At 54.9% G+C, this 21,002-nt stretch carries 21 protein-coding genes and 1 other RNA gene; 8 read left to right on the top strand and 14 right to left on the bottom strand.

What is annotated here, in order from left to right:
- Nucleotides 1-44: 44 nt before the first annotated feature.
- Nucleotides 45-172: non-coding RNA, RtT sRNA (locus tag QRN24_RS17735), on the top strand.
- A 49-nt stretch (nt 173-221) separates the two neighbouring features.
- On the opposite strand, the gene QRN24_RS17730 is transcribed toward QRN24_RS17735, so the two are convergent.
- The 3 genes from QRN24_RS17730 to xapA all read right to left on the bottom strand — a co-directional run bounded on the left by QRN24_RS17730 (nt 222) and on the right by xapA (nt 3,310).
- Complete coding sequence (locus tag QRN24_RS17730; RefSeq protein WP_020883096.1) at nt 222-1,109, bottom strand: LysR family transcriptional regulator; 888 nt, start codon at nt 1,107-1,109, stop codon at nt 222-224.
- 68 nt (nt 1,110-1,177) lie between these two features.
- Complete coding sequence (locus tag QRN24_RS17725; protein ID WP_284942933.1) at nt 1,178-2,434, bottom strand: nucleoside permease; 1,257 nt, start codon at nt 2,432-2,434, stop codon at nt 1,178-1,180.
- A gap of 51 nt (nt 2,435-2,485) precedes the next feature.
- Nucleotides 2,486-3,310, bottom strand: a complete 825-nt coding sequence (xapA, locus tag QRN24_RS17720) for a xanthosine phosphorylase (protein WP_284942932.1) — start codon at nt 3,308-3,310, stop codon at nt 2,486-2,488.
- Between the two features lie 207 nt (nt 3,311-3,517).
- On the opposite strand from xapA, the gene QRN24_RS17715 reads away from it, so the two are divergent.
- Nucleotides 3,518-3,859 (top strand): FlxA-like family protein, encoded by a 342-nt coding sequence (locus tag QRN24_RS17715; RefSeq protein ID WP_020883093.1) that lies wholly within the window; start codon nt 3,518-3,520, stop codon nt 3,857-3,859.
- On the opposite strand, the gene QRN24_RS17710 is transcribed toward QRN24_RS17715, so the two are convergent.
- Nucleotides 3,856-4,791 carry a LysR family transcriptional regulator gene (locus QRN24_RS17710; RefSeq protein ID WP_284942931.1) on the bottom strand — a complete coding sequence of 312 codons (936 nt, stop codon included), beginning with the start codon at nt 4,789-4,791 and terminating at the stop codon, nt 3,856-3,858. The two genes, QRN24_RS17715 and QRN24_RS17710, sit on opposite strands and share 4 nt — an antisense overlap.
- A gap of 89 nt (nt 4,792-4,880) precedes the next feature.
- Between QRN24_RS17710 and QRN24_RS17705 the strand changes: the two genes are divergently transcribed.
- Entirely contained in the window at nt 4,881-5,876 is a 996-nt protein-coding gene (locus QRN24_RS17705; RefSeq protein ID WP_025203501.1) for a bile acid:sodium symporter family protein, read from the top strand.
- Here the strand turns inward: QRN24_RS17705 and QRN24_RS17700 are convergent.
- The 3 genes from QRN24_RS17700 to zipA form a co-directional block, all read right to left on the bottom strand.
- Nucleotides 5,873-6,088: a DUF3820 family protein gene (locus QRN24_RS17700; protein WP_014171082.1), complete on the bottom strand. Its 216-nt coding sequence runs from the start codon at nt 6,086-6,088 to the stop codon at nt 5,873-5,875. The genes QRN24_RS17705 and QRN24_RS17700 overlap by 4 nt on opposite strands.
- A gap of 1 nt (nt 6,089) precedes the next feature.
- Nucleotides 6,090-8,105 (bottom strand): NAD-dependent DNA ligase LigA, encoded by a 2,016-nt coding sequence (gene ligA, locus QRN24_RS17695; RefSeq protein ID WP_025203500.1) that lies wholly within the window; start codon nt 8,103-8,105, stop codon nt 6,090-6,092.
- 69 nt (nt 8,106-8,174) lie between these two features.
- On the bottom strand, nt 8,175-9,116 hold the full coding sequence (gene zipA, locus QRN24_RS17690) for a cell division protein ZipA (protein ID WP_284942930.1): 942 nt from the start codon (nt 9,114-9,116) through the stop codon (nt 8,175-8,177).
- Nucleotides 9,117-9,346: 230 nt separating this feature from the next.
- Between zipA and cysZ the strand changes: the two genes are divergently transcribed.
- From cysZ to crr, 5 genes are all read left to right on the top strand, one after another.
- A complete protein-coding gene (gene cysZ / locus QRN24_RS17685) occupies nt 9,347-10,108 on the top strand; it encodes a sulfate transporter CysZ (protein WP_063214674.1) in 762 nt (253 codons plus the stop codon).
- A 163-nt stretch (nt 10,109-10,271) separates the two neighbouring features.
- Nucleotides 10,272-11,243: a cysteine synthase A gene (gene cysK, locus QRN24_RS17680; protein ID WP_020883087.1), complete on the top strand. Its 972-nt coding sequence runs from the start codon at nt 10,272-10,274 to the stop codon at nt 11,241-11,243.
- A gap of 317 nt (nt 11,244-11,560) precedes the next feature.
- Entirely contained in the window at nt 11,561-11,818 is a 258-nt protein-coding gene (gene ptsH, locus QRN24_RS17675) for a phosphocarrier protein Hpr (RefSeq protein ID WP_000487600.1), read from the top strand.
- Nucleotides 11,819-11,862: 44 nt separating this feature from the next.
- Nucleotides 11,863-13,590 carry a phosphoenolpyruvate-protein phosphotransferase PtsI gene (gene ptsI / locus QRN24_RS17670; RefSeq protein ID WP_284942929.1) on the top strand — a complete coding sequence of 576 codons (1,728 nt, stop codon included), beginning with the start codon at nt 11,863-11,865 and terminating at the stop codon, nt 13,588-13,590.
- A 40-nt stretch (nt 13,591-13,630) separates the two neighbouring features.
- Nucleotides 13,631-14,140 (top strand): PTS glucose transporter subunit IIA, encoded by a 510-nt coding sequence (crr, locus tag QRN24_RS17665; RefSeq protein ID WP_003861316.1) that lies wholly within the window; start codon nt 13,631-13,633, stop codon nt 14,138-14,140.
- A 44-nt stretch (nt 14,141-14,184) separates the two neighbouring features.
- On the opposite strand, the gene pdxK is transcribed toward crr, so the two are convergent.
- The 7 genes from pdxK to QRN24_RS17630 all read right to left on the bottom strand — a co-directional run bounded on the left by pdxK (nt 14,185) and on the right by QRN24_RS17630 (nt 20,931).
- Nucleotides 14,185-15,021, bottom strand: a complete 837-nt coding sequence (gene pdxK, locus QRN24_RS17660) for a pyridoxine/pyridoxal/pyridoxamine kinase (protein WP_025203495.1) — start codon at nt 15,019-15,021, stop codon at nt 14,185-14,187.
- A gap of 5 nt (nt 15,022-15,026) precedes the next feature.
- Complete coding sequence (cysM, locus tag QRN24_RS17655; RefSeq protein ID WP_014171089.1) at nt 15,027-15,938, bottom strand: cysteine synthase CysM; 912 nt, start codon at nt 15,936-15,938, stop codon at nt 15,027-15,029.
- Between the two features lie 112 nt (nt 15,939-16,050).
- Nucleotides 16,051-17,145: a sulfate/thiosulfate ABC transporter ATP-binding protein CysA gene (gene cysA / locus QRN24_RS17650; RefSeq protein WP_014171090.1), complete on the bottom strand. Its 1,095-nt coding sequence runs from the start codon at nt 17,143-17,145 to the stop codon at nt 16,051-16,053.
- Nucleotides 17,135-18,010, bottom strand: coding sequence for a sulfate/thiosulfate ABC transporter permease CysW (gene cysW / locus QRN24_RS17645; protein WP_284942928.1), 876 nt, complete (start codon nt 18,008-18,010; stop codon nt 17,135-17,137). Before cysW ends, cysA begins: the two co-directional genes overlap by 11 nt.
- Complete coding sequence (gene cysT / locus QRN24_RS17640; RefSeq protein ID WP_020883084.1) at nt 18,010-18,843, bottom strand: sulfate/thiosulfate ABC transporter permease CysT; 834 nt, start codon at nt 18,841-18,843, stop codon at nt 18,010-18,012. The genes cysW and cysT overlap by 1 nt, the downstream gene beginning before the upstream one ends.
- Nucleotides 18,843-19,856 (bottom strand): thiosulfate/sulfate ABC transporter substrate-binding protein CysP, encoded by a 1,014-nt coding sequence (gene cysP, locus QRN24_RS17635; RefSeq protein ID WP_014171093.1) that lies wholly within the window; start codon nt 19,854-19,856, stop codon nt 18,843-18,845. The genes cysT and cysP overlap by 1 nt, the downstream gene beginning before the upstream one ends.
- Before the next feature lie 175 nt (nt 19,857-20,031).
- Complete coding sequence (locus tag QRN24_RS17630) at nt 20,032-20,931, bottom strand: Dyp-type peroxidase (RefSeq protein ID WP_014171094.1); 900 nt, start codon at nt 20,929-20,931, stop codon at nt 20,032-20,034.
- Nucleotides 20,932-21,002 lie beyond the last annotated feature (71 nt).

The following is a 21,002-nucleotide window of genomic DNA, read 5'->3' as shown; positions in this document are numbered from 1 at the left end:
TCCTGCACGACCCACCAATGTAAAAAAGCGCCCTAAAGGCGCTTTTTTGCTATCTACGGTATGGATGATTCGAACCTGCAGCAGGTCCGAGCCGAACGCAGTGAGGCAACGGAGTCGTTTACGGCGACGGCCCGAAGGGCGAGCGAAGCGAGTCATCCTGCACGACCCACCAATGCAAAAAAGCGCCCTAAAGGCGCTTTTTTGCTATCTGCGGTATAACATCACTCTTCCGTCAACGTTGCTATCAACGACTTAATCGCCGGTGTCGCCTGCTTCTCGTCATACACCACATACAAATCTGCCGGTATACGTACCTGTAATGGACGAAATACCACACCGGGCCACTGCATTTGCGCATAGCTGTCAGCAGCTAACGTAATCCCCATTCCCATGCTGATCATTGCCAGCACCGTCTGTGGTTCATCGGCTTCACGCACTATCATCGGTGAAAAACCGGCCTGCTGGCACACTCGCTGTAAGAACGACCAGTCAGAATGCGCAGACGGCATAGTGACAAAGTACTCATTCTGTAGTTCGGTGAGCGCAATTGCGCTTTCCCCCACCAGCCGGTGATCCTCCGGCAGCGCAACCAGAAATGCCGCATCCCGTAAGCGGATACTGGTAAATCCTGCGGTGGGCTCGGTTGCCATTCGCCAGATCCCGACATCCAGCTCCCGACGCTCCAGCAGCGCCATTTGCATTACCGGCGACTTTTCGCGAAAGACGACATCAACGTTCGGATGCTCTTTCAAAAATGTGCGCATGACCGTGCGCACTTCGCTCCACATGGCGGTACCGACAATGCCCAGCGCAATCCGCCCCGCCTCACCCCGTCCAATTTGTTCGACCCGCGCCAGTGCCTGGTTTGCGCTGGCAAGAAGTCGACGGGACTCTTCCATCAATACTTTACCCGCATGGGTCAAGGCGACGCTTCGTGAGTGGCGAATAAACAGTAAGGTACCGAGCTGACTCTCCAGCTCTTTTATATGCAGGCTCAACGGCGGCTGCGACATATTGAGCCGGGCCGCAGCCCGTCCAAAATGAAGTTCCTCAGCGACGGCCAGAAAATAGCGCAGCAGCTTAAGGTCGGTTCGGTAGACGCGTTCCATCAACACATATCCTGGCGATAACACTTATGCTCCCACCTTAAAGCCTTTCACCGCCTGCCGGGAAAACTTTAATGCGCAACTGTGCGCAACTCGCTGTTTTTACTGGTGTGGCGATAGTTAAAGCTGAAATAAAACACCACGGCGAGCATCAACGCATACGCCGCAAATACCAGCCAGATGGTCTGCCAGTCTTTCACCCCATCCACGGAGAAATAATCTACCGCCGCGCCGCTCAATACCGATCCGAAATAAGCACCGATACCGTTAACGGTCGTCATAAACAGCCCTTGCGCGCTGGCGCGGATATCAGCGCTTACCTCCTGTTCGACAAACACCGAACCGGAGATGTTGAAGAAGTCGAACGCGCAACCGTAGACCAGCATTGACAGCATCAACAGCCCGACGCCTGTCGCGGAAGGATCGCCATACGCAAAGAGTCCAAACCGCAGCATCCAGGCCACCATGCTCATCAGCATCACGGTTTTTATGCCAAAACGTCGGAGGAAGAAAGGAATGGTCAGGATGAACAGCACCTCTGACATCTGCGAGACGGAGAGCAAAATAGAAGGGTATTTAACGATAAAGCTTTCCGCATACGCCGGATTACGCGCAAAATCATGCAGAAAGGGGCTACCGAAAGTATTGGTGATTTGCAGCACGGCGCCCAGCAGCATCGCAAACAAAAAGAACACCGCCATTCGGGGCTGTTTAAACAGGACGAACGCATTCAGGCCAAGTTTGCTTGTCAGCGACGATGAGGTTTTATTCTTCGCCACCGGAATGGCCGGTAACGTCAGTGAATAGAGCGCCAGTACCAGCGACGCGGCAGCAGCAATGTAGAGTTGAATGTTGGTTAACTCTGCACCCATCAGGCTTATGGCCCACATCGCCACAATGAAGCCTACCGTGCCATAGACCCGCACCGTTGGAAAATGGGTCACCGTGTCCAGCCCTGCCTGCTCAAGACAGGAGTAGGAAAGGGTATTCGAAAGCGCAATGGTTGGCATAAAGGCCATGGCATTAACCAGCATGACCCAGAACATCAGCCCCGGTTCATTGACCTGCGCGGCATAGCAAAGCGCAACGGCACAGACGAGATGGCAAATCACGTATGCACGATCTGCCCGCAGCCACTTATCGGCAATAATGCCCACCAGCGAGGGCATCACGATCGCGGCAAGCCCCTTCGAGCTGTAGACCATACCCACGTCAGAGCCGGAAAAACCCAGGGTGTTAATCATGTAAGCGCCGAGAGTAACGAGCCAGCTTCCCCAGATAAAATATTGCATAAAGGACATCATCTTTAAGCGCGCCGTGATGTTCATACCCGATTCCTTATAGCAGAGTGGCCCTCACGGGCCACGGTGTTGTTTCGCTCAGGCAAGCTGGCGCAGAAAACCGCAGATAAGATCGATGAAGTTCTGGCGAGAGAGTTCGGCGGCGGCAAGCGTTTGTTCATGCGACAGTTTTACATCGCTCAGACCTTCAGCAAGGTTGGTTATGGCCGAAACGGCGACCACCTTCAGGCCACAGTGGCGCGCCGAGATCACTTCCGGCACCACTGACATTCCCACCACATCTCCGCCCATGATCTGCATCATGCGGATCTCAGCCGCGGTTTCGAAGTTAGGGCCTGGATAAGAGACAAACACCCCCTCATGCAATGGAAAGCCCTTCTCGCTCGCCACGGTCTGCAGCAGGGCACGGCAATCTGCGTCATAAGCATTGGCCAGCGAGAAAAAACGGTCGCCAAAACGGTCATCGTTCAGCCCGACCATCGGGGTACCCGGCAGGGTGTTGATGTGGTCGCTGAGGGCAACCAGGCTTCCCGGTTCAACCTCCGGACGTAATGAACCGGCGGCATTGGTACTGAACAGCAGTTCGCAGCCCAGCAGTTTGAAGGTGCGGATTGCATCGGTCATGACGGCGATGCCGCGGCCCTCATAGAAGTGACCGCGCCCTTTCATACAGGCGACCGGAACACCGGCAAGATGCCCCAACACCAGCTCACCGGCGTGACCGTGAACGGTGCTCACCGGGAAGCCCGGCAGTTTTTCATAGCTCAGTACTACAGCATCAACAATCTGCTCGGCGAGCGCGCCAAGACCTGAGCCGAGAATAAACGCAACCCGCGGAGTGAAATCAGGTTTAGCGGCACGAATGATGTCGGCAGAGAACCAGGGATTATTCGAGAGGGTCATAAAAGCTCCTTGAGAATTAAGATCGCGATATCACCGATCGCATGACCTTAGTCTTATATCTGGAGCCTGCGGGTTACCTCCAATACACTTTCTCTGCACCATCAATACTGATTTGGTATCAATACCTTTCCCTGCCAGATATGGCAGTTTTGCTCAAGCTAATTGCGTTGGCGCCGATACCTCTGTTTTACAGCGAGAGGAAAAAGTATGACGACCATTCAGGCTACAACCCAGCCCATTCAAACCAGCGGTGGCGGGAGTCGTTCTTCCGGCGGCAACGATATCGCTGCCCAGATCAGCCGCATCACTGACAAGATAACCAAGCTGACTCAACAGTTAAAAGAGGTTGCGAACGGTTCCGGCAGTGCGGAAGAGAAGAAGAAACAGCAGGAGCTTATCCAGGTGCAAATCAAAGTGCTGCAGGCACAGCTCGCACAGCTGCAGCGCCAGCAGGCGGAAGAAGCTCAGAAGAAACAAGAGCAAAGTCTGGTCAACGTGGAAGGTCCGAAGAACGCATCAGACAACCATCAAATAGACATCTACGTCTAACGCTCTGTTGAGTTAAACAGTGGATCGCGTATACGGGCCTCGGTTAATCGTTGCGCCTGGATACGCACCACTTCCCAGATAGCCTGCGCAGCCCCGGAGAGTGAACGGTTTTTTCGCCGTACCAGCATCAGTTTTCGCTCAATAGCAGGCGTCAGTCGCTTCACGACCAGACGGCTTCCCTGCGGCAAAGGGAGCGCCAGGGCGGGTAATACACTGATCCCTATGCCGGCCTCCACCATGGGAAACAGCGTTGCCGGGTGTCCAATCTCCTGCACAATGGTCGCCTTAACGCCCTGCGTCACCAGCGCAGAATCAATCAGCGGACGGCTGCCCGAGGCATAATCCTGTAATACCAGGTTCGCTCCCTGCAGCGCCTGCCAGTGAACAGACAGCTGCGCGGCTAGCGGATCGTCGTCCCGGCAAAGCAACAGAAATGGCTCAGAAAGCACAATTTCACACTCCAGGTCACTCACCTGACCGGGATCGATAACAATACCAAAATCCACATCACCCTGACGGATGCTCTCCAGCACCCACTGCTGCGGCCTGTCATGCAAAACAAAATCGATATCCGGATAGCGATGATTACCCTCTGCAATACACTGCGGGATAAGGTGCGCGGATATCGTCTGGCTGGCCGCAACCCGCACGGTACCCGACAGCTGCTGTCCCAGTCGACCTACATCTCTGAGCGTACTGTTGAGTTCGTCCAGCAGCCGTTCAAGGCGCTGAGCCAGCTGCTGTCCGGCTTCCGTGAGCACGACTTCACGCGTGGTGCGATCAAGCAGCCGGACACCCGTCTGGCTCTCCAGCTCTTTCACGCTGTGGCTTACTGCGGACTGGCTCAGGCCGATGATCTCCCCTGCCCGGCTGAAGCTACGGGCATGGGCTACGGTGACGAAGATGCGAAGCTGGCGTAAGGAATAATTCATCTGTTTAATTCATGAATGGATGCAATAAATCAATTTTATTTCTCAAACGGAAAAAAGCACAATAGCGATATCTGTTTTCAGGAGTCATTATGAAACTATTTCGTATTCTTGATCCGTTTACGCTTACTCTGGTTGTCACGGTATTACTGGCCTCCTTCTTCCCTGCGCGGGGCGGGTTCGTTCCTTTTTTTGAAGGACTGACGACCGCGGCCATCGCGCTGTTGTTCTTTATGCACGGCGCAAAGCTCTCGCGCGAAGCCATTATTGCGGGGGGGAGCCACTGGCGACTGCACCTGTGGGTGATGTGCAGCACGTTCATCCTCTTCCCTGTACTCGGCGTGCTGTTCGCATGGTGGGCACCGGTGAATGTCGACCCGGCCCTTTATACCGGCTTCCTGTATCTGTGCATTCTGCCGGCCACCGTGCAGTCCGCTATCGCGTTTACCTCTCTGGCGGGCGGTAACGTCGCAGCCGCAGTCTGTTCAGCGTCGGCATCCAGCCTGTTAGGGATTTTCGTTTCGCCGCTGCTGGTGGGTCTGCTGATGAACATGCACGGTGCGGAAGGTAGCCTGGAACAGGTAGGTAAAATCTGTCTGCAGCTGTTGCTGCCGTTTGTGCTGGGCCATCTCTCTCGTCCGTGGACGGGCGCGTTTGTTGCAAAGCACAAAAAATGGATCTCAAAAACCGACCAGTCGTCGATTCTGCTGGTGGTCTATTCAGCCTTCAGTGAAGCGGTTGTGAATGGCATCTGGCACAAGGTGGGCGCAGGCTCGCTGCTGTTTATCGTGGTGGTCAGCCTTGTTCTGCTGGCGATTGTGATTGGCGTAAACGTCTTTGTGGCCCGCAAGTGCGGCTTCAACAAAGCCGATGAAATCACCATTGTCTTCTGTGGCTCGAAGAAGAGCCTGGCGAACGGCATTCCTATGGCAAACATTCTCTTCCCGACCTCAATGATAGGGATGATGGTACTGCCGCTGATGATTTTCCATCAGATCCAGCTGATGGTCTGCGCGGTGCTGGCGCGTCGTTACAAACGCCAGACGGAAAAACAGGCGCAGGAAGAGACCCGCGCCGCGAAAGCTTAAGGACGTTTCAGGGGCTGAACCAACTGCGTCAGCCCCTCGGTTTTAATCAGTAACGTGATAGCCATCAGCTCACCCAGTCGTCCAGCCGGGAACCCATCTTTGCGGGCAAACCACAGCAAATAATCTTCCGGTAAATCAATCAGCCTGCGGCCTTTATATTTACCGAATGGCATCTCCGTGTTGGCGATCTCAACGAGCTGCTCTTTCTCCACGTTACTCTCCTAACAGGCGCATCATTTCCGCTTCGTCGATAACCTCAATGCCCAGCTCCTGAGCTTTAGCAAGCTTCGAACCGGCGGCTTCCCCGGCAATAACCAGGTCGGTTTTCTTCGACACGCTGCCTGCCACTTTTGCGCCCAGCGCAACCAGTCGCGCTTTAGCATCATCACGGGAAAGCTGGCTCAGGCTGCCGGTCAGCACGACCGTTTTGCCGGCAAACGGGCTGTCGATCTCGTCAGCGTTGACCACGACCGGAGCCGGCCATCTGATGCCCTCTTCCAGCAGCTTGCCGATCACCTCGCGGTTGCTCTCTTCGGCAAAGAAGTTAAAGACATGCGTCGCGACGACAATTCCCACGTCCGGGACTCTCTGCAGCTCGTCAATACTCGCTTTTTCCAGAGCTTCCAGCGTACCGAAATACGCCGCCAGCCCCGCCGCCGTGGCTTCGCCCACTTCGCGAATACCGAGCGCATAAAGGAATCGGGCAAAAGTCGTCTCTTTGGCAGCATCCAGGGCATTAACCACATTCTGGGCCGACTTCGGTCCCATGCGATCAAGACCCGTGAGTTTACCCGCGGTCAGTTTGAAGAGATCTGCAGGCGTATGAACATATTCTTTCTCTACCAGCTGATCGATAATTTTGTCACCCATTCCGTCGACGTCCATCGCCCGACGGGAAACGAAGTGCTTCAGTGACTCTTTACGTTGTGCCCCGCAGATTAAGCCCCCCGTACAGCGAGCCACCGCTTCACCTTCAACGCGCTCAACGTCAGATCCGCATACCGGGCAATGCGTCGGGAACACGATAGCGCGCGTATCGTCAGGACGCTCTGACTCAACCACGTTCACCACCTGCGGGATAACATCGCCCGCGCGACGAATCACCACTTTGTCACCAATGCGCAGGCCGAGACGTTCAATTTCATCGGCGTTATGCAGCGTGGCGTTACTCACCAGCACGCCGGCAACCTGCACCGGCTCCAGACGGGCAACCGGGGTAATCGCGCCCGTACGGCCCACCTGGAACTCCACGTCACGGACAAAGGTCATCTGCTCCTGCGCCGGGAATTTAAACGCCACTGCCCAGCGTGGCGCGCGCGCCACAAAGCCTAACTGCTCCTGCAGCGCAAGTGAGTTAACCTTGATAACCACGCCATCAATATCAAAACCAAGCGTCGGGCGGTCTTCTTCCACTTTGTGGTAGAACGCCAGCACGGCTTCCGGGGAGTCGCACAGCTGAACACGGTTACTCACCGGCAGGCCCCACGCTTTAAACTGCAATAAACGTCCGAGATGGGTATCCGGCAGTTCACCGCCTTCCAGAATCCCGACGCCATAGCAGAAGAAAGTAAGCGGTCGCTTCGCGGTGATACGGGGATCAAGCTGGCGCAGGGAGCCTGCCGCCGCATTACGCGGGTTAGCAAACACTTTCCCGCCGGTACGGCGCGCCTCTTCGTTGATTTTCTCAAAGCCCGCCTGCGGGAGGAATACTTCACCGCGCACTTCCAGACGGGCTGGAATATTATCCCCTTGCAGCTTCAGCGGGATCGCACGGATGGTGCGTACGTTGGTGGTAATGTCTTCACCCGTCGTACCATCACCCCGCGTCGCGGCACGCACCAGCACACCGTTTTCATAGAGAAGGCTGACCGCCAGACCATCCAGCTTCAACTCGCAGCACCAGGTCAGGGAGTCGCTGCTTTTGAGGCGATCCTGCACGCGCTTGTTAAACGCGAGGAAGCTCTCTTCATCAAAGACGTTATCCAGAGACAACATTGGGACTTCATGACGTACCTGACTGAAAGCACCCAGCGGCTCCGCACCCACGCGCTGCGTGGGTGAGTCGGGCGTAATCAATTCCGGGTGCTGCGCCTCTAGCTCGCGCAACTCGCGCATCAGACGGTCATACTCCGCATCCGGCACTTCCGGCGCGTCCATAACATGATAGAGGTATTCATGATGGCGAAGCGTGGTTCGCAGTTCAGTGAGTTGTTGTTCGATTGAGTCCATATCACACCATCAATGAGAAAAAACCCCCGACATGCGGGGGTTGAGGAGGAGTCGATGTAAACGCGATGATTACGCGTTGGCTTCCTTAACTTCGCGGATGCGGTCCTGATACTCGCGCAGTTTCTGCGGCGTCATCATACGACGCTGATCGTCGAGCACCACACCACCGACTTCGTCAGCAATGTGCTGTGCGGACTGCAGCATCAGCTTAAAGTTTTGCAGTTCATCACCGTAGGACGGCACCTGCATGAAGATAGTGACACCCGGCGTCACGAAATCACCGGTCATTTCCGGGTCAAAGGTGCCAGGGTTAACCATATTGGCCAGGCTAAACAGCGCCGGACCGCTACCGTCAGGACTCAGGTGACGATGGAAAATATTCATGTCGCCAAACTTGAAACCTGCCTGTTGAATGCTGTTAAGCAGGACATCGCCATTCAGGTGGGTGCCATGATGCGCAGCCACGTTCATGATGATGACCGCTTCTTTACGCTGCGGTTTTTCAACAACCGGTTCTGGCTCAACTACGGGCTCTGGTTCAACGAGCGGGGCCGGCGCAGGCTGAGGTGCAGGCTGTTGTGGCGCGGGTTGCTGCACAGGCTGTTGCTGATCCGGCTGTGGCGCAGCAGGCTGCTGATGGACAGGCTGTTGCGGCGGCTGACGCACCGGCTCTTCTCCAGGCTGCGGCGCCTGCTGGCGCGGCTGTGCAGAAGCATACGGCGGTTGATACTGGTGCTGCGGAGGCTGACGAGGGGCTTCATGCTCCCCATGAGCCGCGCCGGGCGCAGTATTGACCCGATGAACACGAACTTCACCCACGCCGTCGTCGTCGCTTCCGTCGATGTCATTTTCACTGTCATCGTCATCACGACTGGACTTCATGCGCTTCAGTGGGCGATCGCGAAACATAGAGGAACGCTCTTTACGGCTGGTCCAGAAACCATGTACCAGTAAAGCGATTATGGCGATCGCGCCAACAATGATTAATATCAGACGCAAATCCTGCATCATTATATTCTCTGTTGTTCTAACACCTTGCCACCACGGCAAACATTTACTCACTAAGAGTATTTGCCGTTTACGTCAAGTGCAAGTGTGTGCAGAGCATTCACAGCATAAAGATGAACTAAATCGTGCTTTTTGCTGTTTTTTCGAACATTTCCGAACTGGTCATTGGTCCGTAAGTGGATAATATAGGCGGGCAATTCCACTGGTTGTGAAAAAAGGAGTACAGCCTGGTTATGGTTTCAACATCATCTTCTCCCCCGCGCAGCGGCGTCTGGTATTTTTCTCAGGGCTGGAAACTGGTCTCACTGCCGGGGATTCGTCGCTACGTCATTCTGCCGTTGCTGATTAACATTATCCTGATGGGCGGCGCGTTCTGGTGGCTGTTCACCAGACTGGAGAGCTGGATCCCTTCGCTGATGAGCCATGTGCCGGACTGGCTGCAGTGGCTGAACTACCTGCTCTGGCCGGTTGCGGTCATCTCCGTGCTGCTGGTGTTCGGCTACTTCTTCTCGACGATTGCAAACTGGATAGCTGCGCCGTTTAACGGCCTGCTGGCAGAACAGCTGGAAGCACGTCTTACCGGCGCAACGCCGCCGGATACGGGCATGCTGGGGATTATGAAAGATATCCCACGCATCATGAAGCGCGAATGGCAGAAGTTTACCTGGTATCTTCCCCGCGCCATTGTGCTGCTTATCCTTTATTTTGTCCCTGGCGTCGGTCAGACGGTGGCCCCGGTGCTGTGGTTCCTGTTCAGCGCCTGGATGCTGGCAATCCAGTACTGCGATTATCCGTTCGATAACCACAAGGTGCCGTTCAAAACGATGCGCAGCGCCCTGCGCACGCAAAAAGTCGCGAATATGCAATTCGGGGCGCTGACCAGCCTGTTCACCATGATCCCGGTGCTCAACCTGTTCATCATGCCGGTCGCCGTTTGCGGCGCAACGGCGATGTGGGTTGACTGCTACCGTGCTAAGCACGCGTTATGGAAGTAATGCAAAAATGTGTAAAAAGGGGGTGGCTTATGCCGCCCCTTATTCCATACTGATCCCCATTATTTCCTTGCAGTATATAGATATGCGAATTCCTTACTTCCCCCTACCTGTTCAACAGGTATGCTGGGACGGTATCCCAATTTCATACAGTTAAGGACAGGCCATGAGTAAGATTTATGAAGACAACTCGCTGACTATCGGTCATACGCCCCTGGTTCGACTGAACCGTATCGGTAATGGACGCATTCTGGCGAAGGTCGAATCACGTAACCCGAGCTTCAGCGTAAAGTGCCGCATCGGTGCAAATATGATTTGGGATGCTGAAAAACGTGGCGTGCTGAAGCCAGGCGTTGAGCTGGTTGAACCGACCAGCGGTAACACCGGTATCGCACTGGCCTATGTTGCGGCGGCGCGCGGTTATAAACTGACGCTGACCATGCCTGAAACCATGAGCATCGAACGTCGCAAACTGCTGAAAGCGTTGGGTGCGAACCTGGTGCTGACCGAAGGTGCCAAAGGCATGAAGGGTGCGATTCAGAAAGCAGAAGAGATTGTTGCCAGCGATCCGGCGAAATATCTGCTGCTGCAGCAGTTCAGCAACCCAGCGAACCCGGAAATTCACGAAAAGACCACCGGCCCGGAGATTTGGGAAGATACCGACGGTCAGGTTGATGTATTTATCTCCGGTGTAGGCACCGGCGGAACCCTGACTGGCGTGTCGCGCTATATAAAAGGCACAAAAGGTAAAAAAGACCTGATTACCGTTGCCGTGGAACCAACCGACTCACCGGTGATCACCCAGGCGCTGGCGGGCGAAGAGATCAAACCCGGCCCACATAAAATTCAGGGTATCGGTGCCGGCTTCATTCCGGGCAACCTGGATCTGAAGCTTATTGATAAAGTGGTGACCATCACCAACGAAGAAGCTATCTCTACCGCACGTCGTCTGATGGACGAGGAAGGTATTCTGGCGGGCATCTCTTCCGGTGCTGCTGTTGCGGCAGCGCTCAAACTTCAGGAAGATGAGGCCTTTACCAATAAGAATATTGTGGTTATCCTGCCTTCATCGGGTGAGCGTTACTTGAGCACCGCACTGTTTGCCGATCTGTTCACTGAAAAAGAACTGCAACAGTAATGCCAGCATGTTAATAACGCGTAAAAAAGCACCTTTTTGGGTGCTTTTTTGTGGCCTGCTTCAAAGTTTTACCCCTCCTGGCATTGATTCACCCCGTTGGGTCTGGTATTTAAACCAGCAATTATTTTGATGCGTGAAATTAATCAGTGAACGAAATAGCCTTGCTGAATCGATTTTATGATTTGGTTCAAGTCTTGCTTTCGCTGCATAATGTTTAATGACGATCGAAACGTCAGCGCTAACAATACAGGCTAAAGTTAAGTCGCCAGGCTAGACTTTAGTTCCACAACACTAAACCTATAAGTTGGGGAAATACAATGTTCCAGCAAGAAGTTACCATTACCGCTCCGAACGGTCTGCACACCCGCCCTGCTGCTCAGTTTGTTAAAGAAGCGAAAGGCTTCACTTCTGAAATCACTGTGACTTCCAACGGCAAAAGCGCCAGCGCAAAAAGCCTGTTCAAACTGCAGACTCTGGGTCTGACTCAGGGTACCGTTGTCACCATCTCTGCTGAAGGTGAAGACGAGCAGAAAGCAGTTGAGCATCTGGTAAAACTGATGGCTGAGCTCGAGTAAGTTTCCGGGTTCTTTTAAATATCAGTCACAAGTAAGGTAGGGTTATGATTTCAGGCATTTTAGCATCCCCGGGTATCGCTTTCGGCAAAGCACTGCTGCTGAAAGAAGACGAGATCGTCATCGACCGGAAAAAAATTTCTGCCGACAAGGTTGATCAGGAAGTTGAACGTTTTCTGAGCGGTCGTGCCAAGGCATCTGCGCAACTGGAAGCAATCAAGACTAAAGCTGGCGAAACTTTCGGTGAAGAAAAAGAAGCCATCTTCGAAGGGCACATCATGCTGCTCGAAGATGAGGAGCTGGAGCAGGAAATCATAGCCCTGATTAAAGATAAAAGCATGACGGCAGACGCTGCTGCGCATGAAGTTATCGAAGGTCAGGCAACTGCCCTGGAAGAACTGGATGATGAATACCTGAAAGAGCGTGCGGCTGACGTACGTGACATCGGTAAGCGCCTGCTGCGCAACATCCTGGGTCTGGCCATTATCGACCTGAGCGCTATTCAGGATGAAGTCATCCTGGTTGCCGCCGATCTGACCCCGTCTGAAACCGCACAGTTGAACCTGAAAAAGGTCCTCGGTTTCATCACTGACGCGGGCGGCCGTACCTCCCACACCTCTATCATGGCGCGTTCTCTGGAACTGCCTGCCATTGTGGGTACCGGTAGCGTCACCTCTCAGGTTAAAAACGACGATTATCTGATTCTGGATGCCGTAAACAACGTGGTTTACGTCAACCCAACTAACGAAGAGATCGAAAAACTGCGCGCGGTTCAGGAGCAGGTTGCGACTGAGAAAGCGGAACTCGCTAAGCTGAAAGACCTGCCAGCCATCACTCTGGACGGTCATCAGGTTGAAGTGTGCGCAAACATCGGTACCGTACGTGACGTCGATGGCGCTGAGCGCAACGGCGCGGAAGGTGTGGGTCTCTATCGTACTGAATTCCTGTTCATGGACCGTGACGCGCTGCCAACTGAAGAAGAACAGTTTGCTGCGTACAAAGCTGTGGCTGAAGCGTGTGGCTCTCAGGCGGTTATCGTCCGTACCATGGATATCGGTGGCGACAAAGAGCTGCCGTACATGAACTTCCCGAAAGAAGAGAACCCGTTCCTGGGCTGGCGTGCGATTCGTATCGCGATGGATCGTAAAGAGATCCTGCGCGATCAGGTTCGCGCTATCCTGCGTGCGTCTGCTTTCGGTAAACTGCGCATCATGTTCCCGATGATCATCTCTGTTGAAGAAGTGCGTGCACTGAAGAAAGAGATCGAAATCTACAAACAGGAACTGCGCGACGAAGGTAAAGCATTAGACGAGTCAATTGAGATCGGCGTGATGGTGGAAACACCTGCGGCGGCGACCATTGCGCGTCATTTAGCCAAAGAAGTTGATTTCTTTAGTATCGGTACCAATGATTTAACGCAGTACACCCTGGCAGTTGACCGTGGTAATGATATGATTTCACATCTCTACCAGCCAATGTCACCGTCCGTACTGAACTTGATCAAGCAAGTTATTGATGCTTCTCATGCAGAAGGTAAATGGACTGGCATGTGTGGTGAGCTTGCAGGCGACGAACGTGCTACACTTCTGTTGCTGGGTATGGGTCTGGACGAATTCTCTATGAGCGCCATTTCCATCCCGCGCATTAAGAAGATTATCCGTAACACGAACTTCGAAGATGCGAAGGTGTTAGCAGAGCAGGCTCTTGCTCAACCGACAACGGACGAGTTAATGACGCTGGTTAACAAGTTCATTGAAGAAAAAACAATCTGCTAATCCACGAGATGCGGCCCAAATTACTGCTTAGGAGAAGATCATGGGTTTGTTCGATAAACTGAAATCTCTGGTTTCTGATGATAAGAAAGACTCCGGAACTATTGAGATTGTTGCTCCGCTCTCCGGCGAGATCGTCAACATCGAAGACGTGCCGGATGTAGTGTTTGCTGAGAAAATCGTTGGTGATGGCATTGCTATCAAACCAACTGGCAACAAAATGGTTGCTCCAGTTGACGGCACCATCGGTAAAATTTTTGAAACCAACCATGCGTTCTCTATCGAATCTGATAGCGGTATCGAACTGTTCGTTCACTTCGGTATCGACACCGTTGAACTGAAAGGCGAAGGCTTCAAACGTATCGCGGAAGAAGGCCAGCGTGTTAAAGTTGGCGACCCGGTCATTGAATTCGATCTGCCACTGCTGGAAGAAAAAGCCAAGTCTACCCTGACGCCGGTTGTTATCTCCAACATGGACGAAATCAAAGAACTGATCAAACTGTCTGGCAGCGTCACCGTGGGTGAAACCCCGGTTATCCGCATCAAGAAGTAATTCTTGCCGCACAGAAAAATGGCGCCTTCGGGCGCCATTTTTGTTTATGCGGGCAGGATAAGCTCGTCGTAGCCTTTCGACTGCGTATAAATCATCACATCTGTGACGCGGTCTCCTGCCATGCGAATCGCATCGGCAACGGTTTTGCCCTCAACGATCCCGCTCACCAGCTCTGAACAGAAGAGGTCGCCCGTGCCTTTCAGGTCCGTTTCAACACGCGGATGCGCACTGACGGTCACACCGTCTCGGGTAACCAGCACCACGTGAATATTCTCCGGATCGTCCGCCACCGGCGCACTGGTGATGGCCACCCATTTCAGCGTGTCGGAAAGTAACCCCTGCGCTGCCGCTATAGCACTTTCAGGCGTACGACACGGTTTACCGCTTAACACTTCCAGCTCAAAGACGTTAGGCGTGATCCCCTGCGCCAGTGGCAGCAGGTACTCCCGATACGCCTCAGGGATATCAGGTTTCACATACATCCCACTGTCAATATCGCCAATAACGGGGTCAACCAACACCAGCAGGTCAGGATGCTGCGCTTTGATCGTGGTGAGCCACTGCGCCAGGCATTTTATCTGGCTGGCGCTGCCCATGTAGCCCGTGGTAACAGCTTTAAGCTCGCGCAGGATTTCGCGCTCTTCCAGCGCCTTAAGATACCCGCTGAACCATTCATCGGGGATCACGCCGCCGTAAAAGGTATCGTAGTGCGGCGTGTTGCTGAACAGCACGGTCGGCACGGCGGTGACGGTCAGCCGGTGGGTACGAATGTTCGGCACCGCAATGCTGTTCCCCACGCTGCCGTAAACCACCTGCGACTGTACCGCGACAATATCGGTTTGCTGCGCCCGGGTGTTATCCCGGAATAAAATCATCTCCATGACGCTTAAATCCCCGCCCCCTGCGTATAACTCTCTTCACCAAAGACGCCGGTAGAAAGATAGCGATCGCCGCGGTCGCAGATAATCGCCACCACGACAGCCCCGGGATGTGCCTGCGCAACACGCAATGCTCCCGCTACCGCGCCACCCGAGCTGACCCCGCAGAAGATACCTTCACGCACGGCCAGTTCACGCATCGTATTCTCCGCCTCGCGTTGATGAATATCCAGCACCTGATCCACCAACTGGGCGTTATAAATACCCGGCATGTATTCCGCCGGCCAGCGGCGAATACCCGGTATGCTGCTCCCCTCTTCCGGCTGCAGACCCACAATCGTTACCGCCTTTTCCTGCTCGCGCAGAAAACGGGATACGCCGGTAATGGTCCCTGTCGTGCCCATGCTGGAGACGAAGTGAGTGATGCGCCCGTTGGTCTGCTGCCAGATTTCCGGACCGGTAGTGGTGTAGTGAGCGTACGGGTTATCCGGGTTATTAAACTGATCGAGCAGTTTGCCTTCACCGCGTTCGGCCATGGCTAGCGCCAGGTCGCGCGCCCCTTCCATCCCTTCTTCTTTAGAGACCAGAATCAGTTCGGCACCATAGGCACGCATCGCCGCACGGCGCTCCTGGCTCATGTTATCGGGCATCAGCAACGTCATGCGATAGCCTTTCAACGCGGCAATCATCGCCAGCGCAATACCGGTGTTACCGCTGGTGGCTTCAATCAGCACGTCGCCGGGCTGAATTTCACCGCGTTTTTCGGCCTGCACAATCATGGAGAGCGCAGCCCGGTCCTTCACCGAACCGGCAGGGTTATTGCCTTCGAGTTTGACCCAGATTTCGCTGCCGTTGTCCGGCCCCATGCGCTGAAGTTTGACCAGAGGGGTGTTGCCGATGGTGTGTTCTAATGTGTTCAAGATCGCTGTCCAATAAAAAGCCCGGTGGCGCGCAGCGCTCCGGGCATACGGAGATCATATTCCAGACCGGCTAAGCGCAGCGCCTCCGGTCAAACTACGTGTCATTAACCTATCAGGCTGACTCCGCCAGAGCAATATCCTCGCGCGTCTCTATGCGCTCATTGCCATGATAAATACGGGCATGCTGCAGCCCAACAAACAGGCGTTCGCCCCGGTACGGCGGCTCGTCATCACGCATCACCACCGTCAGCGGCTCGGTATACCAGCCCAGCGGTTGTACCACCAATTGGGTGTAGTGCCCTTTAGGGCTAGCTTCCAGCACCTGCACCGGCAGCGGTGAATCCAGACTCGTCCGGCGGCTCACGTCCACTTCCCAGGGACGCAGGAACAGATCGACCGGCCCCTGATGTGCGGAGGTGTATCCCAGCGGCCAGCGGTGTGCGCCCACGTGGAATTGCCCACCGCGGATGGTGCCCTGCAGCCGGTTAACTTCGCCCATAAACTCGAGGACAAATCGGGTCGCCGGTTCACGCCAGAGCTGCTCTGGCTCATCAACCTGCTCGATGTTCCCCTGACTCATCACCACCACGCGGTCCGCGACTTCCATCGCCTCTTCCTGATCGTGGGTGACGAAGACGCTGGTGAACTTCAGCTCTTCATGCAGCTGACGCAGCCAGCGGCGTAACTCTTTACGCACCTGCGCATCCAGCGCGCCAAACGGCTCATCCAGCAGCAGAATTTGCGGCTCAACGGCCAGGGCCCGCGCCAGCGCGACGCGCTGCTTCTGGCCGCCAGAAAGCTGCGCCGGGAAGCGGTCAGCCAGATGCGCAAGCTGTACCATCTCCAGCAGTTTGGTCACTTTCGCTTTGATGGTGGCCGCATCCGGACGCTCGCGGCGAGGCAGCACGGTCAGACCGAAAGCGATGTTATCGAACACGGTCATATGGCGGAACAGCGCGTAATGCTGGAACACAAAGCCCACTTTACGGTCGCGGGCGTGCAAACGGCTTACGTCGGTACCGTGAAAACGAATATGTCCGCTGGTCTGATGCTCAAGCCCGGCGATAATGCGCAGCAGCGTGGTTTTACCCGAGCCAGACGGCCCGAGCAGTGCCACCATTTGTCCGGAAGGGATATCCAGCGAGATATCATTCAGCACCTGGGTGCGACCAAAAGACTTCTTAATATTGGCAATCTCAATGCTCATGATTTCCCTCCTGGTGCTGACGTTTTTCCTGGTTCTCTAAACGCCACTGCACCACACTCTTCAAAAACAGGGTCAAAATCGCCATCAGCGTCAGTAACGCTGCGGCAGTAAAGGAACCGACGGTGTTGTAGTCCTGTTCCAGTAATTCAATCTGTAACGGTAACGACAGCGTTTCGCCGCGGATGGAGCCCGAGACGACCGAAACTGCACCGAACTCGCCAATGGCGCGGGCATTGGTCAGCACGACGCCGTAGAGCAGCGCCCAGCGAATATTCGGCAGCGTCACGCGGCGGAACATCTGCCAGCCGGATGCGCCCAGCAGAATTGCTGCTTCATCTTCGCTGCTGCCCTGGCTTAACATCACCGGGACCAGTTCGCGCACCACAAACGGACAGGTTACAAACACCGTGACCAGCACCATGCCCGGCCAGGCAAACATGACCTGCAGGTTATGCTCATCCAGCCAGCCGCCCAGCGGGCCGTTAGAGCCGTAGAAGAGCAGATAAACCAGACCGGCCACTACCGGCGACACGGCAAACGGGATATCCAGCAGGGTCAGCAGCAGCTGACGTCCCGGGAAGTTAAAGCGCGTTACCAGCCAGGCCAGCAGCGTACCGAACACCAGGTTGACCGGCACCGTGATAAGCGCAATCAGGACGGTCAGCCAGATGGCGTGCAGCATATCCGGGTTCGCCAGGTTTTCCAGCGCGGGCATCAACCCCTTGCTGAACGCCTGAACAAAAATATAAATCGTCGGCACGACGAGAATGAAGGCGGACACCAGCACGCCCGTACCAATCAGAAACCATTTTCCCCAGTTGATACGGGGAGCATCGTATCGCTTCAATTGAGTAACTTCCGCCATCAGTGACCTACCACGCGTCGACCAAAGCGACTTTGCAGAGTGTTAATTGAGTAGAGCAGCAGCAGCGATGCGGCAAGAATGACCGAGGCAATCGCGCTCGCCGCCGGGTAATCAAACTCCTGCAAGCGGATAAAAATCATCAGCGAGGTGACTTCGGTTTTCCACGCAATGTTCCCGGCAATGAAAATAACCGCGCCGAACTCACCGAGGCTACGGGTAAACGACAGCGCGATACCGGCCAGCAGCGCCGGAGAAAGCTCAGGCAGGACGACCTTGCGGAAGCTCTGCCAGCGCGTGGCACCCAGCGTTTCCGCCGCTTCTTCGTATTCAGGGCCTAATTCTTCGAGCACTGGCTGCACGGTGCGTACAACAAAAGGAATGCTGGTAAAGGCCATCGCGACCGCGATACCGAGCCAGGTATAGGTCACTTTGATATCAAGCTTCGCCAGCCACTCACCGTAAAACCCGTTCACGGAAAAGAGCGAGGCGAGGGTTAACCCCGCCACCGCCGTCGGCAGCGCAAACGGCAGGTCCATTAACGCGTCGAGCAGCGTACGGCCCGGGAAACGGTAGCGGGTTAAGATCCACGCCATCAGCAGGCCAAAGGCCCCGTTAAAAATGGACGCCACAAACGCCGACAGCAGCGTCACCTTATAGGCTGCGACGACCTGCGGGTTGGTTATCACTTCCCAGTACTGCGCCCAGCTCATTTGCGCAAGCTGCATCACCAGCGCGCTGAGCGGTAACAATAAGATCAGGCAGACGAACAGCAGGCTGGTCCCGAGGCTTAAGGTAAAGCCCGGCAGCACGCGTCTGGTAGAGACTGCAAACATTACTTACGCCCCGCCGCCAGCAATTTGTCTAACTCACCGCCGCTGGCAAAATGCGTTTTCATGACATCAGGCCAGGAGCCGAAATGGTCTTCCACGCGGAACAGCTCGGTCTGCGGGAATTTATCCTTCAGTTTGTTCATCACATCCGGGTTATTCACGCGGTAGTAGTAATCGGTAATGATCGTCTGCGCCTGTGGGCTGTACAGGTAGTTGAGGTAAGCTTTTGCCGCTTTCTCTGTGCCGTTGGACTGCACGTTTTTATCTACCCACGCTACCGGGAACTCGGCGAGGATATTGGTTTTCGGGATAACGACCTCGAAACCCTGCGCCTCGTACTGTTTGCGGATATTATTCACTTCCGACTCAAAGCTGATCAGCACATCGCCCAGGCCGCGCTCTGCAAAGGTCGTGGTCGCGCCGCGACCGCCGGTATCAAACACCTCGACGTTTTTCAGGAACTGGGTCATGAACTGCTCGGTTTTCGCTTTATCGTTACCGTCAGCTTTGTCCGCCGCGCCCCACGCTGCCAGATAGGTATAGCGCGCGTTACCGGAGGTTTTTGGATTCGGGAAAATCAGCTTCACGTCGGAACGCACCAGGTCATTCCAGTCGTGGATATTTTTCGGGTTGCCCTTACGGACCAGGAAACCCATGGTGGAGTAGAACGGCGAGCTGTTGTTCGGCAAACGACTCTGCCAGTCAGCGGCGATCAGCTTGCCTTTGTCGTGCAGGATCTGCACGTCAGTGACCTGGTTATAGGTCACCACATCCGCTTTCAGCCCCTGGAGAATGGCCAGCGCCTGCTTGGACGACCCTGCGTGTGACTGTTTAATGGTCAGCTTGTCGCCGTTGTTGTCTTTCGCCCACTGCTGTTCAAACGGTGGGTTAAGGGCGGCAAACAGCTCGCGGGAAACATCATACGAACTGTTCAGCAGCTCAGTAGCCTGCGCCTGTGCCACCAGCAGCAAACCTGCCAGTGCCAGCGATCCTTTTTTCAGTACAGTAACGGCCATTGCGCACCCTTATAAATGTGATGACTATCTTATAGTCATAATATTTATAACGAGGACGAAAGGAGTAACGGTTTTATATACCGTTTGGTGATTTACAAGCAGAAAAGAGAATAAGGGTGCAGCCCGTCGTGGTCCGCACCCCAGCCCTCTCCGTGCGGGAGAGGGTGGAAAGCACTTACAGCGCCAGCAGACGCTCGACGGACGGGGCGAAGTAGTAGCCGCCGGTCACCGGTTTGGTGAAGCGCAGCATGGCGTCACGCTTGCCGTCGGTATCGCCAAACATGCTCAGCAGCTGCTGTTCGATGTTATGCAGGCGCGCGCAGTACGCACAGAAGTAAAGACCGTGGGTACCGCTTGCTGTGCCGTATGGCAGGCTCTGGCGAACAATCTTCAGACCTTTCCCGTCTTCCTTGAGGTCAACGCGGCTCAGGTGAGAGGTGACAGGACGGGCATCGCCGTCGATCTCTTCGTTGGCCTCTTTCGTACGGCCAATCATCATCTCCTGGTCATGCACGCTCATGCGATTCAGCTGCTTGAGGTTGTGCTCCCAGCGCTGGACGAACACATAGCTGCCGCCCGCGTCGACGCCGTCTTTGATCACTGCCACTTCACGACGCGTCTCTTCACCCGCCGGGTTTTCAGTTCCGTCAACGAAGCCGCTCAGGTCGCGTTCTTCCACCCAACGGAAACCGTGGATCTCTTCCTGAACGTCAATGCTGTCACCAAAAGCCGCAACCGCCGCCTGGGCAACAGAGAAGTTCACATCATGGCGCAGCGAGAGAATGTGGATCAGCACGTCGAACTGCGTTGCGGGTGCCAGGCCTTTACCGTAAGGGATAAAATCCTTCAGCTCTTCGGCACCTTCGCCACCGCTCAGTTGACGCCAGACGTTATGACCAAAGGCAACGACCGCGCCCAGATGGGCGTCCGGGAATTTGGCCTGGAAGGTGGCCAGCTTATCAACGAACGCTTTACTGGCCGCACGCAGGGCATCCACATCCCCTTTAACATTGGCTTCAATCCAAATCGCCGCGCGGCAATGTTCTGGCAAAATGCCACTCTGAACCTGAGACATCGCTCCTCCTGAAATAAAGATGCCACGTCAGCGTGGCATTGATGGCGGCTATTATACCCGTATTTCAGCGA

The organism is Enterobacter sp. MEB024, assembly GCF_030209635.1.
Lineage (GTDB): Bacteria > Pseudomonadota > Gammaproteobacteria > Enterobacterales > Enterobacteriaceae > Enterobacter > Enterobacter ludwigii.
The sequence above is the reverse complement of the archived record's forward strand: the minus strand, read 5'-3'. Positions and strand labels throughout refer to the sequence as shown.

Coding starts and splice junctions, on each gene's coding strand:
- QRN24_RS17730 (WP_020883096.1), bottom strand. CDS start 1,109: ATGGAACGCGTCTACCGAACCGACCTTAAGCTGCTGCGCTATTTTCTG.
- QRN24_RS17725 (WP_284942933.1), bottom strand. CDS start 2,434: ATGAACATCACGGCGCGCTTAAAGATGATGTCCTTTATGCAATATTTT.
- xapA (WP_284942932.1), bottom strand. CDS start 3,310: ATGACCCTCTCGAATAATCCCTGGTTCTCTGCCGACATCATTCGTGCC.
- QRN24_RS17715 (WP_020883093.1), top strand. CDS start 3,518: ATGACGACCATTCAGGCTACAACCCAGCCCATTCAAACCAGCGGTGGC.
- QRN24_RS17710 (WP_284942931.1), bottom strand. CDS start 4,791: ATGAATTATTCCTTACGCCAGCTTCGCATCTTCGTCACCGTAGCCCAT.
- QRN24_RS17705 (WP_025203501.1), top strand. CDS start 4,881: ATGAAACTATTTCGTATTCTTGATCCGTTTACGCTTACTCTGGTTGTC.
- ligA (WP_025203500.1), bottom strand. CDS start 8,105: ATGGACTCAATCGAACAACAACTCACTGAACTGCGAACCACGCTTCGC.
- zipA (WP_284942930.1), bottom strand. CDS start 9,116: ATGATGCAGGATTTGCGTCTGATATTAATCATTGTTGGCGCGATCGCC.
- cysZ (WP_063214674.1), top strand. CDS start 9,347: ATGGTTTCAACATCATCTTCTCCCCCGCGCAGCGGCGTCTGGTATTTT.
- cysK (WP_020883087.1), top strand. CDS start 10,272: ATGAGTAAGATTTATGAAGACAACTCGCTGACTATCGGTCATACGCCC.
- ptsH (WP_000487600.1), top strand. CDS start 11,561: ATGTTCCAGCAAGAAGTTACCATTACCGCTCCGAACGGTCTGCACACC.
- ptsI (WP_284942929.1), top strand. CDS start 11,863: ATGATTTCAGGCATTTTAGCATCCCCGGGTATCGCTTTCGGCAAAGCA.
- crr (WP_003861316.1), top strand. CDS start 13,631: ATGGGTTTGTTCGATAAACTGAAATCTCTGGTTTCTGATGATAAGAAA.
- pdxK (WP_025203495.1), bottom strand. CDS start 15,021: ATGGAGATGATTTTATTCCGGGATAACACCCGGGCGCAGCAAACCGAT.
- cysA (WP_014171090.1), bottom strand. CDS start 17,145: ATGAGCATTGAGATTGCCAATATTAAGAAGTCTTTTGGTCGCACCCAG.
- cysW (WP_284942928.1), bottom strand. CDS start 18,010: ATGGCGGAAGTTACTCAATTGAAGCGATACGATGCTCCCCGTATCAAC.
- cysT (WP_020883084.1), bottom strand. CDS start 18,843: ATGTTTGCAGTCTCTACCAGACGCGTGCTGCCGGGCTTTACCTTAAGC.
- cysP (WP_014171093.1), bottom strand. CDS start 19,856: ATGGCCGTTACTGTACTGAAAAAAGGATCGCTGGCACTGGCAGGTTTG.
- QRN24_RS17630 (WP_014171094.1), bottom strand. CDS start 20,931: ATGTCTCAGGTTCAGAGTGGCATTTTGCCAGAACATTGCCGCGCGGCG.